The following is a 15,242-nucleotide window of genomic DNA, read 5'->3' as shown; positions in this document are numbered from 1 at the left end:
CTTGGCCCCTTTCCTGCTTGACCCGTTCTTGCCGCGCCGCAGCGCCCCGGTTTTGCTGATCCCGCGGGCCCTGACCCGCCACGAAGCAACCCGCGCCCACCTCCCGGGCCGCGCGATCAAGGAACAGGGGAAAACATGATTACTCGGCGCAATCTGCTGATGACCGCTGCGGCGGCCGGTGCCATGTCGATGACGGGGCGCATCGCCTTTGCCGCGGGCGAGACGATCAAGGTGGGGGTGCTGCATTCGCTTTCGGGCACGATGGCGATTTCGGAAACGACGCTGAAGGACACGGTCCTGATGCTGATCGAGGCGCAGAACAAGAAGGGCGGCGTGCTGGGCAAGCAGCTCGAGGCCGTGGTGGTCGATCCGGCGTCTGACTGGCCGCTCTTTGCGGAAAAGGCGCGCGAGCTGCTGACCGTCGACAAGGTCGATGTGATGTTCGGCTGCTGGACCTCGGTTTCGCGCAAATCGGTGCTGCCGGTGATCGAGGAGCTGAACGGGCTTCTCTTCTATCCGGTGCAATACGAGGGCGAGGAAAGCTCGAAGAACGTCTTTTACACCGGCGCCGCGCCGAACCAGCAGGCGATCCCGGCGACGGATTATTTCCTGAACGAACTCGGCGTGCAGAAATTCGCGCTTCTGGGCACCGATTACGTCTATCCGCGCACCACGAACAACATTCTGGAAGCGTATCTCAAGTCGAAGGGCATCCCGGCCGAGGATATTTTCGTCAACTACACGCCGTTCGGCCAGTCGGACTGGTCGAAGATCGTCGCCGACGTGAAGGCGCTGGGGGCGGACGGCAAGAAGGTCGGCGTGATCTCGACGATCAACGGCGATGCGAATATCGGGTTCTACAAGGAGCTGGCGGCTTCGGGGATCACCGCCGATGACATTCCGGTCGTCGCCTTCTCGGTCGGCGAGGAGGAGCTTTCGGGCCTCGGCGCTGGGGATCTGAAGAACCTGGTCGGCCAGCTGGCCGCCTGGAACTACTTCCAAAGCGCCGAGACGCCCGAAAACAAGGCCTTCATCGAGGCCTGGCACAAGTTCATCGGCAATGACGAGCGCACGACGAACGACCCGATGGAGGCCACCTATATCGGCTTCAACATGTGGGTGAATGCGGTCACGGCGGCGGGCACGACCGAGGTCGACAAGGTCAGTGCCGCGATGATCGGGCAGAAATTCCCGAACCTGACCGGGACGATGTCGGAAATGCTGCCCAACCACCATCTGACGAAGCCGGTGCTGATCGGCGAAATCAAGGAAGACGGTCAGTTCGACATCATCAGCCAGACCGAGCCGGTGCCGGGCGATGCCTGGACCGATTTCCTGCCCGAATCGGCCGTGCTGACCTCGGATTGGAAAGATCTGAACTGCGGCATGTACAACACCGAAACGAAGACCTGCGTGCAGCTGAAATCGAACTACTGATCTGATTTCAAACGAAAACCGAGGGGGCGAGACGCCCCCTCCCGCAGCCCGGATTTTCCCATGCGCAGCCTTTTTCTGGCGTTGGTGGCAAGCCTTGCGCTGGCTTTGCCCGCCGCCGCCCAAGACGCCGCACCACCCGTTCCCGTTGCCACCGTGCAGATCGGCCTTGCCGCCGTCATTGCCGAAAACGCCGCCGCCATCGCCAAGCCCTCGCGCCAGAGCATCGGTCCGGTGATCGCCGCGCTGGGGCAGGCGGGGGAGGGCGCGCCCGATTTCCTGCAGGCCTGGGCCGACAAGAAACTGGGCGCGCGCAAGGCGGATGGCGCGATCTTCCGGGTGACGAAAACGGCCGATGGCTATGCGCTCGCCGATCCCGCCACGGGCGCCGACCGGGGCACGGCCGCGAAAGCCGAGATTGCCGAGATCAAGCCGAATGCCGGGGTCCGCGGCCTCATTGCTTCGGCGCTCATTCAGTTTCAACTGTCAGACCCCGATCCGAAGCAGCGCCTTGCCGCGCTGACGACACTCGCCCGCGACAGCGCGGCCGAGCATCTGGCGCCCTTGGCCGCCTCGATTGACGCGGAAACCGACCCGGCGATCAAGGCGCAAAAGGAACGGCTGCTGGGCCTGCTGACGATCCGTTTCGGCACCACCCCCGCCGCCCGCATCGCCGCGATCGAAAGCTTCGGCGCCGATCTCGGCCTCGATTTTCGCGCCGCCCTGAACCCGATCCTCGCCACCTCGCGGCAGGTCTTTGACGCCGCGCCCACGGGAAATGTCGCGGCGCTCCTGACCCCCGGCAAGCCCGGCTTCTCCGAGGCCGAGGCCTATGATCTGCTTGTAGATCAGGGGCTTGCGCCAAAGCGTCTGTCGCCCGCCGATCTGCGCGCGGCGCTTGAAGCCCATCTCGAAAACGGTGCCGTCGGCGGCGTGCCAGTGGCTGAGCTTGACGATCCCGCCAAACGCGAGGCCGCCTATGCGGCGCTGGAAGCCGCAGGCCGGGTGCCCGCCGGTGCCACCCCGGCCGAGGTGACCGCCGCCGTCGCCGCGCATCGTTTCGCCGACATCTTCGCCGAACCGGACCCGGCCGTCACCGAGGCTGCAAAAGCCGCGCTGCAATCGGTTTCGCTCAAGGTCTCCGCGATGCAGGGCGCGGATCTGACACTGGACGCGCTCTCGCTCGCCTCGATCTATTTCCTTGCGGCCATCGGCCTTGCGATCACCTTCGGGGTGATGCGGGTGATCAATATGGCGCATGGCGAATTCATCACCATGGGCGCCTATACCGGCTATGTGGTGCAGCAATTCATCTCCGACTACACGATCTCGATTGTGGTCGCGCTGCCCTTGGCCTTTGCCGTCACCTTCGCCGCCGGTGTGGCGATGGAGCGGCTGGTGATCCGCCATCTGGCCCGCCGCCCGCTCGAAACGCTGCTCGCCACCTTCGGGATCTCGATCGCGCTGCAGCAGCTTTTCAAGAACATCTTCGGCACCCAGGCCCGGCCGCTGACCGCCCCCGAATGGCTCGACGGCGCCTGGGTGCTGAACGACATCGTCTCGATCAGCTATATCCGCATCGCCATCTTCGTGCTGGCGCTGGCCTTCCTCGGCCTCTTCCTTCTGGTGATGAAACGCACCCGCCTCGGCCTTGAAGTCCGCGCGGTGACGCAAAACCCCTCGATGGCCGCCTCGATGGGGATCAACCCCGACCGCATCACCATGCTGACCTTTGGCCTTGGCTCGGGCATCGCCGGGATCGCGGGCGTCGCCATCGGGCTGTTCGCCAAGGTCACCTCCGAACTTGGCGCCGATTACATCGTGCAAAGCTTCATGACCGTGGTCGTCGGCGGCGTCGGCAACATCTGGGGCACGCTGGCGGGCGCCACCCTCGTCGGCGGTCTGCAAAAGGGGATCGAGGCGCTCAACCCCGCCAACACGCTCGCCGCCCAGACCTGGATGATCCTCTTCATCATCATCTTCATCCAGTTCCGCCCGCGCGGCATCATCGCGCTGCGCGGCCGCGCCGCCGGAGATTGAGCCCATGATCCCCGCCGCCCTTTCACCTTGGTTCAAATATCCCGCGGGGGTCCGGGGGCGCGAAGCCCCCGGCGCCGCCAGCTCCCGGAGACCCCAATGAAACAAGGGTTCCTGTCCAAAAATCCCTCGGTTCTGATTTTCCTCAGCCTTCTGGCGCTGTTCACCCTCACCGTGACCGTGCTGTCGAATGCCTACGGGCTCGACCTCGTCTCGACCTCGATGGTGAAGACGCTCGGCAAGACGCTCTGCCTGTGCCTGATCGCCCTCGCCATGGATCTGGTCTGGGGCTACATGGGGATCCTGTCGCTTGGCCATTTCGCCTTTTTTGGCCTTGGCGGCTACATGATCGGCATGTGGCTGATGGCGGCGCGCAGCCGCGAGATCGTGCTGGCCTCGGGCAGCAGCCTGCCGATGACCCCGCAAGAGATGAACGACGCCATCGCGGCGCAGATCTTCGGCGTCGTCGGCGCCTCGGAACTCCCCGCGATCTGGGCCTTCGCGGGATCGCTTCCGGCGCAGCTGGCGTTGGTGGTGCTCGTCCCCGGGCTTCTGGCGCTGGGCTTTGGCTGGCTCGCCTTCCGCTCGCGCGTGACCGGAGTTTACCTCTCGATCCTGACCCAGGCGATGACCCTCGCCTTGGCGCTGTATCTGTTCCAGAACGACAGCGGCCTGCGCGGCAACAACGGCCTGTCGGGGCTGCAGAATATCCCTGGGCTCGACTGGGCCGGACAGGATCGGCTCTCGGTCTGGTTCCTCTGGGCCTCCGCGCTCGCGCTTGGCCTTGGCTATCTCGCCTGCGCCTTCACCGTTTCGGGCAAATTCGGCTCGGTGATGCGCGCGATCCGCGACGACGAGGCGCGGGTGCGGTTTCTGGGCTATCCGGTCGAGGGCTACAAGCTCTTCGTCTTCACCCTGACCGCGCTGATCGCCGCCGTGGCCGGGGCGCTTTACTACCCGCAAGCCGGGATCATCAACCCGGCCGAGGTGGCGCCGATCGCCTCGATCTACCTTGCGGTCTGGGTGGCGATCGGGGGCAGGGGGCGGCTTTGGGGCGCGGTGATCGGCGCGGCCTTCGTCTCGCTCGTGTCGACCTGGTTCACCGGGGGCCGCGCGCCCGATCTGAACCTCGGCTTTTACACGGTGAAATGGGTCGATTGGTGGCAGGTGCTGCTGGGCCTCTCCTTCGTCCTTGTCACGCTTTTCGCGCCCAAGGGGCTCTCGGGCCTCGTCGATCTTCTCTCCGGTCTGCGCCCGCCCCGCCGCGGCGGCGCGCCCATGGGCCCGAATGATGGCGCGCTGATGGAACAGGAGGCCCGGCAATGACCGAACTGCTTGAAGTCTCCGGCATTTCCGTCACCTTCGACGGCTTCCGGGCGATCAATAACCTCAGTTTCTCCATCGGGCCGGCCGAATTGCGCGCGGTGATCGGCCCGAATGGCGCGGGCAAAACCACCTTCATGGACATCGTCACCGGCAAGACCCGCCCCGACGAGGGCCGGGTGCTCTGGGGTGAACGCTCGATCGACCTTCTGAAGCTCGACGAGGCGCAGATCGCCCGGCAGGGCGTGGGCCGCAAGTTCCAGCGCCCGACGGTGTTCGAGGATCAGACCGTGGCGGAAAACCTGATGATGGCGCTGAAGGCGCAGCGCAGCCCCTGGCGCGTGCTGGTCTGGACGCCGAAAGCCGCCGATCATGCGCGGGTCGCGGCGCTGGCCGAACAGGTGGGGCTTGGGGACGCGCTGGCGCGCAAATCCGGGGAATTGTCGCACGGGCAGAAACAATGGCTGGAAATCGGCATGCTTCTGGCGCAGGAACCGCGGCTTTTGCTGGTTGATGAACCGGCGGCGGGGATGACCTTGGCGGAACGCGAGCAGACCACCGCGCTGCTGGTGGAACTGGCCAAGACCCATGCCGTCGTGGTGGTCGAGCATGACATGGATTTCGTGCGTCGGCTGAATTGCAAGGTCACCGTGCTGCATGAAGGCGCGGTTCTGGCCGAAGGCTCGCTCGATCATGTGACGGCGAACCAGCAGGTCATCGACGTTTATCTGGGGCGCTGAAGATGCTGAAAACCGAAGGACTTACGCTGCATTATGGCGGTTCGCAGATCCTGCATGGCGTCGATATCGCGGCACGGGCGGGCGAGGTGACCTGCATCATGGGCACGAACGGGGTCGGCAAGACCTCGCTTCTGAAGGCGATTGCGGGCACGCATCCGCGTTCGGGCGGGACGCTGACGCTCGACGGGCAGGCGGTCGGCCGCGTGCCGCCGCAGGCGATGGCGCGGCGCGGCCTTGCCTATGTGCCGCAGGGGCGGATGATCTTTCCGCTGCTGACGGTGCGGGAAAACATGGAAACCGCCTTTGCCGTGCTGCCGCGAGCGGAACGGGTCATCCCCGACGAGATCTATGATCTGTTTCCGATCCTGAAAGAGTTCCTCAATCGCCGCGGCGGTGACCTTTCGGGCGGCCAGCAGCAGCAACTGGCGATCGCGCGGGCGATGCTGATGAAGCCGAAACTGCTGCTGCTCGATGAACCGACCGAGGGGATTCAACCCAACATCATCGCCCAGATCGGCCGGGTGATCCGATATCTGCGCGAGACCAAGGGGATGGCGATCGTGCTGGTCGAACAGTATTTCGACTTCGCGCATGATCTGGGGGACCGGTTTTACGTTCTCAAACGCGGCGCCGTGGCGATGGAGGGCACGAAGGACAGCCTCTCCCGCGAAACCCTGCGCGCCGTCGTCAGCGTTTAGGCAAGGGGGCGCTGCCCCCTCGGCTTCGCCTCACCCCCGGGATATTTGCACCAAGGTGAAAGCGCATCCGGGCCTTGTTTCACCTTGGCTCAAATATCCCGGGGGGTGAATTGGCCGAGAGGCCAAGAGGGGGGCAGCGCCCCCCTTTTCGGGGCGGGCCGCAGGGCCGCAAGCCCCTCAGCGCATCCCCAATCCGGCCCGCATCAGGGTCTTGCGCACCGGCTTGAACGCATAAAGCGCGCCCAAAGCCGCCGCGCGCAGATCGCGCAGGGGACGCGGTTCCACCATCGAGGCGCGGTTGAGGAAGTCGATCCCCACCTCGCGCGCCTTCACCTCGGGCCAGCGGCGGCGGGTGTAGGCGCTCAGCATCGCCGGGCCGCCCAGATGGGCCGGGTCTTTCTCGGCCAGATCGAGCAGGCAGCGCAGATCGGCCAGGCTCATGTTCAGCCCCTGCGCGCCAATGGGCGGGATCACATGCGCGGCCTCGGCGATCAGCGCCACGCGCTCGGCCGAGAAGCTGCAGGCGATCTGCGTGATCATCGGCCAGAGCGCGCGGCGGGTGACCAGAGTCAGCGGGCCCAGTACCCCGGTCGAGCGTTCCGTCATCTCGCGTTCGAATTCGGCCACCGGCAGGGCGGCCAGACGCTCGGCCTCCGGGCCGCGTTCCATCCAGACGATCGCGGAAGAGGGTTTGCCGTCGCGGTCGGGCAGGGGCACCAGCGTGAAGGGGCCGCCGGTGCGGTGCACCTCGGTCGAGACATTGCCATGCGGGCTGGGGTGGGTGACCGCGCAAACCAGCGCCTTTTGGCCGTAATGCGTTGTTTTCGTGCCGATCCCCGCCGCTTCGCGGACAAAGGAATGGCGCCCGTCGGCGCCGATCACCAGCTTCGCCGTGACCAGCGTCCCATCCGAGAGCCGCACCTCGGCGCCGCTTTCGCGGGTCACAAGACCCACCGTCGCCACGCCGGGGCGGAACTCGACCTGCGGGATTTCGGCCAGACGCGCCACCATTTCCCGGCGCAACAGCCAGTTCGGGAAGTTCCAGCCAAAGGGCTCGTCCGAGATGTCGGCGGCGTCGAAATCGCGCACGATCCGCGCCTCGGGCCGGGCGCCGCCCGCGTCGATGATCCGCATCACCTGCAGCGGCGCCGCATGCGGCGCCAGCCGCGCCCAAAGCCCGGCGCGCTCCAGCACCGCGCGGGAGGGATGCAGGAAGGCCGTCGTGCGCATGTCGGCCCCGGCATCGGTTTCCGCGGTCACCGGCGGTTCGGGATCGACGCAAAGCGTGGTGAAGCCGGCGGTGCCGAAAGCGGCGGCGGCGGTCAATCCGGCGACGCCGCCGCCCGAAATCAGGATATCGGTCGAAAGGCGCGGCGGGGCGGCGGTCTCGGTCATGGCACTCTCCCTGAGCTTTGGGCTCAAGATGGCGCAACCGCGACCGGTTTCAACCGTCTGCGGGCCAAATCGGCCGCATTCAGCCGCGGGCCGAGATCGCCATCGTCACCATGACCACGGCGGTCAGGCCGACGAAGCAGGTGATCAGCCCGCCAAGGCCGCCGATCAGGTAAGAGGCGACGATCACCGCAAAGATCGCGATGGCGATCAGATAGAGGGTGAGGGCGGTGCCAGTGTCATTCGAAGGTTGCGTGGTGCTCATGGGCGTTCCTTTCCCGGGGGAAGGGGTGAGTCGGACGCCGGGAAATTCCCTCGACTGCAAGCAAGAAACGAGCCAGCAAATGGTCACTGAGACAAAAGGCCCGGGCTGCGACCCGGGCCTTGGTGCGGTGCGAGTTGGAGGGGCTCAGCCACCCGCGGTCATCACGACAAGCAGCGCCAGCATGAACCAGGTGGCGCCGACGCCGAACAGGATCAATCCGCCAAGGCCCATGGTGGCCACGGCAAAGGCGATGATCCCGATCACCACAACCGCGATCAGATACATGGCGAGGGTGTAGTCCTTTTTGGCGGGATGCGCGTGATCGGCCGCCGAATGCAGTGCAGAGGTCATGGTCATGAGGCTGTCTCCCAAGGCCATCCGCTGACGGCCGCTTCGCATACGTTTGTATACAAGGCCGGGAGTCGCGTCAAGTTGCCGCGGCGGAGAGGGTTAGAATTCTTTTAACCGGACCTGTCCCGGGGGCGAGACAGTCGCGGCCTCAGCGGTGCCGGGGCGCGTGCAACCGGCGCAGGAAGCGCGTCAGGTCGTCGGTGTGGTGCTGGATATGGGGGGCGGGCTCGGGCTTGGGGGCCACATGCACGGTGCGCATGCCAAGCTGATGCGGCACGGCCAGATTGCGCGGATCATCCTCGAACATCGCGGCGCGGGCCGGATCGACCCCGGCGCGGCCGAAGACCGTGGCAAAGGCGCGGGCGGCCGGTTTCGGGTGATACTGCGCGTCCTCGACCCCGAAGATACCGTCGAAAAGCCCGTCAAGTCCCCGTGCGGCAAGCACTTTTTCGGCATAGGGGGCAGAGCCGTTGGTGAAGACGATCTTCTGGCCGGGCAGGGCGGCAATCGCCGCGCGCAGATCGGGATCGGGCGTCAGCACCGAAAAGTCGATGTCATGCACATCTTCCAGATAGGGCGTCGGATCGACGCCATGCAGCTGCATCAGCCCGGCGAGCGTGGTGCCATGGCTGCGCCAATACTGATCGCGCAGCCGGTCCGCCTCCTGTTGCCCGACACCAAGCGCGCGCATGACATAGGCGGTCATCCGCACTTCGATCTGATCGAAGAGCCGCGCCGAGGGCGGATAAAGCGTGTGATCGAGGTCGAAGACCCAGTGACAGACGTGGGAAAAGGCGGATGCGGGCATGATCTCACACAGGAAGCGTCGGGCAAGTAGGGCAATGCGTCGGATTTGCAACTGTGGCGGCTTGTCACGGCGCAAGGCTGCGCCTAATCTGCCCCCCGCTCCGAGTCCGCATACTGCGGCATACAATGGGAGCGCGGAATTGGAAAGGTCGGGAATTCGATGCAGAAGGACGCCTACACGCTCATTCTCGAGGCGATCGATGCCGGTCTTTACCGACCGGGGGACCGGCTGGTCGAATCGGAGCTGGCAGAGCGTTTCGGCGTGTCGCGCACGCCGGTGCGCGAGGCGATGCAGCGGCTGGAGACGCAGGCGATGCTGGCGCGCGACGGGCGTTCGCTGATCGTCGCCTCGCTCGATCACAACCAGCTGGCCGAGCTTTATGTGGTGCGGGCGGAACTGGAGGCGCTGGCGGCGCGGCTGGCGGCGAAACATGCCGCGCCCGAGGAAATCCGGGTGCTGCAGGAGATGATCGACCTGGACCGGGCGCAGCAGGATGACCCGATTGCGCTGGCGCGGGCGAACAAGCGCTTTCACCGGCAGCTGCATCTGGCCTCGCACAACCGCTATCTGGTGCAGCAGCTTGACCTTGTGCATCGCTCGATGGCGCTTCTGGCGACGACCTCGCTGGCCGCCGAGGGGCCGGGGGCCAAGGCGCTCGACGAGCATCAGGCGATTGTCGATGCGATTGGCGCGGGCGATGCCGAGGCGGCGGCGGGGGCGTTGCGCCATCACATTTCGCAGGCTTTCGAGACCCGGCTGAAGCTGGATGCCGAGGCGCGGACCGAGCAGCCCTGAGCCGGCTCAGTCGATCAGCGGCGCCAGCGGCGTGCGGATCGGCGTGGCGGGGCCGGGCGTGGCGGCGACGATGGCGGGCACCAGATCCGAGCGCAGCGCCGGGGCGGAGATGTGGTTGAGCCCGTCAAAGACGCCATGCACGGTCTTGTCCCAGTAAAAAGGCTTGGTGATCACCTCGTAGATCGCCTTCCAGCCCGCCAGCGCGCCCAAGGGGAAATACAGGTTCAGCGTCGGCACCCAGGGGATCAGATGGCGGTGGTCCTTGCCCCGCACCGCCCAGGCGCCGACGGTGATGTTGACGATCTCGGTCAGCACGAAGGTGAACAGAAGCAGGTTTTCCAGCCCTTCCGACATGATCGCCGAAATCGGATGCCAGATCCCGAACAGGATCAGCCAGCAGGTCCACAGAAGCGGCGCCAGCAGATATTGCGAGAGCGCGCCGAGGATCAGGATCTGCACGCCGAAGAAGCGTTTCGGGCCAAGATCGCGCCAGAGCCGGGCCGGGTTGCGCATATGCACGGCCCAGGTCATCGCATAGCCCTTGAGCCAGCGCGAGCGCTGCTTGACCCAGGGCACGGCGCGGCAATTGGCTTCCTCGTGCGTCACGGCCGGGATCAGCTCGGTCCGGTAGCCCGCCCGCGCCAGACGAATGCCCAGATCGGCATCTTCGGTGACATTATGGGCATCCCAGCCGCCCAGTTCCTCCAGCGGGCCGCGGCGGAAGAACAGCGTCGTGCCGCCAAGGGGAACGACAAGGCCAAGCCGGGCAAGGCCGGGCAGCATGGCGCGGAACCAGGCCGCATATTCGATGGTGAAACAACGGGCCAGCCAGTTCGTGCGCGGGTTGTAGTAGTCAAGGATGCCCTGCAGGCAGGCGACTTCGGGCGGGCTTTCGGCAAAGCGGCGGGCGACGATATGCAGCTGTTCGGGCTCGGGCATGTCCTCGGCGTCATAGACCCCGATCACCGAGCCGCGGCAGAAGTTCAGCGCATAGTTCAGCGCCCGCGGCTTGGTCTGGATCGGCCCCGCGGGCACGGTGACGACGCGCATCCAGCGCGGCAGATCGGCGCCCGAAAGCGCCTCGCGCGTGGTCAGGTCGGTCTGTTCGACGACGAGCAGGATATCAAGCAATTCGCGCGGCCAGTTCAGCCGCGACAGCCGCGCGACGAGCCGGCTGGCGATGTCGCGTTCCTTGTAAAGCGGGACCATGATCGAGATGATCGGCAGCCGCTGCATCGGCGCGGGGCGCAGCGCCCGCAGCGCGGCACCGGCCCGCGCGCGGCGCTGCGCCAGCATTTCGGCGATCCAGGCGACAAGCTTCAGCCCCATCGTCGCGTAAAGCGTGACCATCGCCCAGAGGAACAGCACCGCAAAGACCACCACCGGGGCGAGGATCAACCCCGCGACCGAGACGGCGGTGATCGCAAAGACCAGCCAGGCCGCCAGTTTCTCGTTGCGGGTGCGGCAGGAGCGGTCGGGGTCGACCTTGATTTCGGCCCGGCGGATCAGCGCGGTCTGCCGCCGTGCCAGAAGCGCCGCATGCACGTCGCGTTCGGGCGCCAGCGCCATCCGGTAGGGGCCGTATTCGGGCTGCAATTCGGTGGCAAGACGGGTGAAATGCTCGGGCCGGGCGGTGGCGATCAGGGTGATGCCGCCAATCCGCCGCCAGGGCACCATCGCTTCCTTCAGGCACAGTTCGGGCCCGAGCCTGTCGATCAGGCGCGGGTCGGGCGGCTCGGCCAGCAGGTCGATCACCGCCGCATTGGACTGTTTCGACAAGGCCGCCATCAGATCGGTTTCGCGCACCCAGCCATGGGTCAGCAGGATATCGCCCAGACGCACATCCTGCCGGTTGCGCAGCGCCAGCGCCTTGAGCAGGTCGCCCGGCTGCACCGCCCCCATTTCCAGCAGGATCTGCCCAAGCTGCAGCCGCTGCGGCGGGCTTTGCGGCCGGGTCTGCGGCGGCGGTGTCGCGGGCCCGGGGCTGGTGTCGGTCCGCGGGCCGGGACGGTCGGCAGCGGGTGCATCCAGCGCCGCGGTGACGGCGTCCGGCCTTACCCTGAGTTGTGTGGACTGTCGCATTTCGCCCCCAAGCAGATTGCGGGGCCACAGTTTCGCCTTTGTGGTTAATGTGAGGTTAAGCACAGCCCGCGCTGAAGCGGATTCCACGAGTCATTTTTTCGGCCGCCCGAAGGCGGCCGGAACACAGCACGAACGTCTGTGGATAACCTGGCTCAGGCGGCGCGGCGGGCGGCCATGGCAGCGGCGAAACGCTCGAACAGATAGAGGCTGTCTTGCGGCCCCGGGCTGGCTTCGGGGTGATATTGCACCGAGAAGACGGGGCGATTCTCGACCGCGATGCCGCAGTTCGAGCCGTCGAACAGGCTGACGTGGGTTTCCTTGACGCCCGCGGGCAGGGTCTGGGCATCGACGGCGAAGCCGTGGTTCATCGAGGTGATCTCGACCTTGCCGGTGGTGATGTCCTTGACCGGATGGTTCGCGCCGTGATGGCCGTGGTTCATCTTGATCGTCTTCGCGCCAAGGGCCAGCGCCAGCATCTGATGGCCAAGGCAGATCCCGAAGAGTGGCAGATCGGTCGCCAGCACGCCCTGAATCATCGGCACGGCATAGGCGCCGGTGGCGGCCGGATCGCCCGGGCCGTTCGAGAGGAACACACCCTCGGGGTTCAGCGCCAGCACCTCCTCGGCGGTGGCGGTGGCGGGCAGAACCGTCACGTCACAACCGGCCGAGGCGAGGCAGCGCAGGATGTTGCGTTTCGCGCCATAATCAATGGCGACGACCTTGAAGCCGGGGCCCTCGCGGCGGGTGTAGCCCTCGGGCCAGGCCCAGCGCTGTTCGTCCCAGGTGTAGCTTTGCGCGCAGGTGACGTCTTTCGCCAGATCAAGGCCGACAAGGCCCTTCCAGTCGCGGGCCTTTTTCACCAGCGCTTCGATGTCGAAGACGCCTTCGGGGTTGTGGGCGATCGCCACATGGGGGGCGCCCTGTTGCCGGATCGCCCGGGTCAGGCGCCGCGTGTCGATGCCGCCGACGCCGATCCGGCCGCGCTTTTGCAGCCAGCCGACCAGATTTTCCACAGACCGCCAGTTCGAGGGCTCGGTCGGGTCCCATTTCACCACCAGACCCGCGGCGACGGGTTCGGCGGTTTCGTCATCCTCGGGGGTGACGCCGACATTGCCGACATGGGGGAAGGTGAAGGTGACGACCTGACCGGCGTAGGAGGGGTCGGTCATGATTTCCTGATAGCCGGTCATCGCGGTGTTGAAGACCAGTTCGGCGACCGTCTCGCCGGTGGCGCCGAAGCCGCGGCCGTAGAAGAGCTGTCCGTCTGCGGTGGCGATGAGCGCGGTGGGTTTTTCCGACGACTGGGGGCTCATGGGCATGGCGCGACTCTCCGGGGCAAAATTCGGCCGAACCTACGGGGAGGGGCAGGTTTGGTCAAGGCCCGCGGGCGGGAATAAGATGTCTTTGAAAATCAATTGGTTGAGAATGGTTTGGCCGGGCAGGGGGGCGCTGCCCCCCGTCCTTCGGACTCCCCCCGGGATATTTGCACCAAGGTGAAAGGGCGGCCGGACCTAAGCCGTGACCGGGGTGCAAAGCTCGACCAGCGTGCCCTCGGGGCTGCGGACGTAAGCGGTGGTCTGGCCCCAGTCCATGCGTTCGACGTCTTGCACGCGCGTCGCGCCCGCGGCGAGCGCCCGGGCAAGGGCGGCGGCGACGTCGTCGGTTTCGAAGGCCAGCTCGAAAGAGGGCAGGGCGGGGGGCGTCGTGGCGACCTTTTTGCCGATCTCGGCCATCAGCGAAATCGCGGTGAAGCAGAGCTTCGTTTCGCCGGTGACCATTTCGCCAAAGGTGCCGCTTTCGTGCAGGAAGCCGCGCTCAAGCCCGAAGGCCCTGGCGTAGAAGTCCATCGTGGCGGGGACATCGGGGACATAAAGGATGACATAGCGCAGCTGCATCGGGACCCTCCGGTTGATGCGCGCAGGCTACGCCGCCTTGCCGCTTTGGCCAAATGAAAAGGCCCGGTCGGGGATGCCGACCGGGCCCGGATGCGCGGAGGCGCGGATTATTGCGCGACCGAAGCCAGATAGGCCGCGACGTCTTCGCCGCCCTTGGCGAGTTTGAACGCCATTTGCGACTTGGCCTTGTTGTCGCCGGTCTTTTCCTTGAGGAATTTCGTCGGATCTTTCACATATTCCGCGATCTCTTCCTCGGTCCAAGTGAAGCCGGTGGCGCCGAGTTCGATGATCCCGTCCTTGTATTTGAAGTCCGGATAGGAGGCGGCGACGCGGCCGACGACGCCATAGAGGTTCGGGCCGACCTTGGCGCCCTTGACGATCTCGGTCCCGTCGGGGGCAGTGATCGAATGGCAGGTCTTGCACTTGTTGAATTCTTTTTCACCCTTGGCGGCGTCGCCCGCGAAAGCGGGGGCGGCGAGCACGAGCGCGGCGAGCGTGGCGGCAGTGAGGCTGATCTTCATCGCTGGTTCCTTGGTCTGTTTGCTTGCCCGGTCTCTGGCCGGGGCCAAGGGGCAGATTCCTTACCCGTTCCACGCTTTACCACAAGGCAAAAGGTCGCGCATATCCCTTTGTTTCAATTCCATGACCTTGAGGGCAAGAATCCGGCCGCAAAGTGAATGCCAGATGAAACAGGGCTGCGCCCGGGGCCTCAGCCGCCGCAGCGGGGCGCGAAATCGGTGGCAAACCGCGCCCGCAGCGCCAGATCCAGATCGGCCATCGTCACCGGCAGGCCCAGATCGACCAGCGAGGTCACGCCGTGATCGCGGATGCCGCAGGGCACGATGCCGGAGAAATGGCCCAGATCGGGATCGACATTGATCGCAAGCCCGTGAAAGCTGATCCAGCGGCGCAGCTTCACCCCGATGGCGGCGATCTTGTCCTCGCGCAGCGTGCCATCGGCCAGGGCGGGCTTGTCGGGGCGCGCGACCCAGACGCCGACGCGGCCCGGGCGGATCTCGCCCTTGACGTTGAACTCGGCCAGCGCGCCGATCACCCAATGTTCCAGCGCCTGCACGAAGCAGCGCACGTCGCGGCCGCGCTTGTTCAGATCCAGCATGACATAAACGACGCGCTGCCCGGGGCCGTGATAGGTATATTGCCCACCCCGGCCCGCGACATGGACCGGAAAGCGGTCGGGATCGGTCAGATCCTCGGGCCGGGCCGAGGTGCCCGCGGTGTAAAGGGCGGGATGTTCCAGCAGCCAGATCGCCTCGGGGGCGGTGCCCGCGGCGATCGCCGCCACCCGCGTCTCCATGAAGGCAAGCGCCTGATCATAGGGCACAAGGCCGTCCGAGGTGATCCATTCGGGCATGGGCGTGTCTCCTGTCCTGTCGAGTTAAAGCAATAAAATTCTTGCCTCAA

15 protein-coding genes are annotated in these 15,242 nt (G+C 65.9%); 6 read left to right on the top strand and 9 right to left on the bottom strand.

Annotation, left to right across the window (positions count from 1 at the left end):
• The first annotated feature begins 183 nt into the window (after window positions 1–183).
• The 5 genes from urtA (at window position 184) to urtE (ending at window position 6,232) form a co-directional block, all read left to right on the top strand.
• Window positions 184–1,437, top strand: coding sequence for an urea ABC transporter substrate-binding protein (gene urtA / locus ACTTAG_RS12370; RefSeq protein ID WP_444465247.1), 1,254 nt, complete (start codon window positions 184–186; stop codon window positions 1,435–1,437).
• 60 nt (window positions 1,438–1,497) lie between these two features.
• A complete protein-coding gene (gene urtB, locus ACTTAG_RS12365; protein ID WP_444462610.1) occupies window positions 1,498–3,474 on the top strand; it encodes an urea ABC transporter permease subunit UrtB in 1,977 nt (658 codons plus the stop codon).
• Between the two features lie 96 nt (window positions 3,475–3,570).
• A complete protein-coding gene (gene urtC / locus ACTTAG_RS12360; RefSeq protein ID WP_444462609.1) occupies window positions 3,571–4,797 on the top strand; it encodes an urea ABC transporter permease subunit UrtC in 1,227 nt (408 codons plus the stop codon).
• Window positions 4,794–5,534 carry an urea ABC transporter ATP-binding protein UrtD gene (gene urtD, locus ACTTAG_RS12355; protein WP_444462608.1) on the top strand — a complete coding sequence of 247 codons (741 nt, stop codon included), beginning with the start codon at window positions 4,794–4,796 and terminating at the stop codon, window positions 5,532–5,534. Before urtC ends, urtD begins: the two co-directional genes overlap by 4 nt.
• 2 nt (window positions 5,535–5,536) lie before the next feature.
• Window positions 5,537–6,232, top strand: a complete 696-nt coding sequence (gene urtE, locus ACTTAG_RS12350; RefSeq protein WP_444462607.1) for an urea ABC transporter ATP-binding subunit UrtE — start codon at window positions 5,537–5,539, stop codon at window positions 6,230–6,232.
• A gap of 177 nt (window positions 6,233–6,409) precedes the next feature.
• On the opposite strand, the gene ACTTAG_RS12345 is transcribed toward urtE, so the two are convergent.
• The 4 genes from ACTTAG_RS12345 to ACTTAG_RS12330 all read right to left on the bottom strand — a co-directional run bounded on the left by ACTTAG_RS12345 (window position 6,410) and on the right by ACTTAG_RS12330 (window position 9,048).
• On the bottom strand, window positions 6,410–7,627 hold the full coding sequence (locus ACTTAG_RS12345; RefSeq protein ID WP_444462606.1) for a UbiH/UbiF family hydroxylase: 1,218 nt from the start codon (window positions 7,625–7,627) through the stop codon (window positions 6,410–6,412).
• Window positions 7,628–7,706: 79 nt separating this feature from the next.
• Complete coding sequence (locus ACTTAG_RS12340; RefSeq protein WP_444462605.1) at window positions 7,707–7,889, bottom strand: hypothetical protein; 183 nt, start codon at window positions 7,887–7,889, stop codon at window positions 7,707–7,709.
• A 144-nt stretch (window positions 7,890–8,033) separates the two neighbouring features.
• The gene (locus ACTTAG_RS12335; protein WP_444462604.1) at window positions 8,034–8,246 is read right to left on the bottom strand and encodes a hypothetical protein; all 213 of its coding nucleotides are present in this window, start codon (window positions 8,244–8,246) and stop codon (window positions 8,034–8,036) included.
• A 142-nt stretch (window positions 8,247–8,388) separates the two neighbouring features.
• Entirely contained in the window at window positions 8,389–9,048 is a 660-nt protein-coding gene (locus tag ACTTAG_RS12330) for a pyrimidine 5'-nucleotidase (protein WP_444462603.1), read from the bottom strand.
• 159 nt (window positions 9,049–9,207) lie between these two features.
• On the opposite strand from ACTTAG_RS12330, the gene ACTTAG_RS12325 reads away from it, so the two are divergent.
• Window positions 9,208–9,843 (top strand): GntR family transcriptional regulator, encoded by a 636-nt coding sequence (locus tag ACTTAG_RS12325; protein WP_444462602.1) that lies wholly within the window; start codon window positions 9,208–9,210, stop codon window positions 9,841–9,843.
• A 6-nt stretch (window positions 9,844–9,849) separates the two neighbouring features.
• Here the strand turns inward: ACTTAG_RS12325 and ACTTAG_RS12320 are convergent, their stop codons facing one another.
• The 5 genes from ACTTAG_RS12320 to lipB all read right to left on the bottom strand — a co-directional run bounded on the left by ACTTAG_RS12320 (window position 9,850) and on the right by lipB (window position 15,192).
• Entirely contained in the window at window positions 9,850–11,925 is a 2,076-nt protein-coding gene (locus ACTTAG_RS12320) for a glycosyltransferase family 2 protein (RefSeq protein WP_444462601.1), read from the bottom strand.
• A 152-nt stretch (window positions 11,926–12,077) separates the two neighbouring features.
• The gene (gene carA / locus ACTTAG_RS12315; RefSeq protein WP_444462600.1) at window positions 12,078–13,244 is read right to left on the bottom strand and encodes a glutamine-hydrolyzing carbamoyl-phosphate synthase small subunit; all 1,167 of its coding nucleotides are present in this window, start codon (window positions 13,242–13,244) and stop codon (window positions 12,078–12,080) included.
• 192 nt (window positions 13,245–13,436) lie between these two features.
• Window positions 13,437–13,820 (bottom strand): VOC family protein, encoded by a 384-nt coding sequence (locus ACTTAG_RS12310; RefSeq protein WP_444462599.1) that lies wholly within the window; start codon window positions 13,818–13,820, stop codon window positions 13,437–13,439.
• Between the two features lie 107 nt (window positions 13,821–13,927).
• Window positions 13,928–14,341, bottom strand: a complete 414-nt coding sequence (locus ACTTAG_RS12305) for a c-type cytochrome (protein WP_444462598.1) — start codon at window positions 14,339–14,341, stop codon at window positions 13,928–13,930.
• Window positions 14,342–14,529: 188 nt separating this feature from the next.
• Window positions 14,530–15,192 (bottom strand): lipoyl(octanoyl) transferase LipB, encoded by a 663-nt coding sequence (lipB, locus tag ACTTAG_RS12300; protein WP_444462597.1) that lies wholly within the window; start codon window positions 15,190–15,192, stop codon window positions 14,530–14,532.
• Window positions 15,193–15,242 lie beyond the last annotated feature (50 nt).

It is taken from the genome of Rhodobacter capsulatus, from assembly GCF_052363185.1.
Taxonomy (GTDB): Bacteria; Pseudomonadota; Alphaproteobacteria; order Rhodobacterales; family Rhodobacteraceae; genus Rhodobacter; species Rhodobacter capsulatus_E.
The sequence above is the reverse complement of the archived record's forward strand: the minus strand, read 5'-3'. Positions and strand labels throughout refer to the sequence as shown.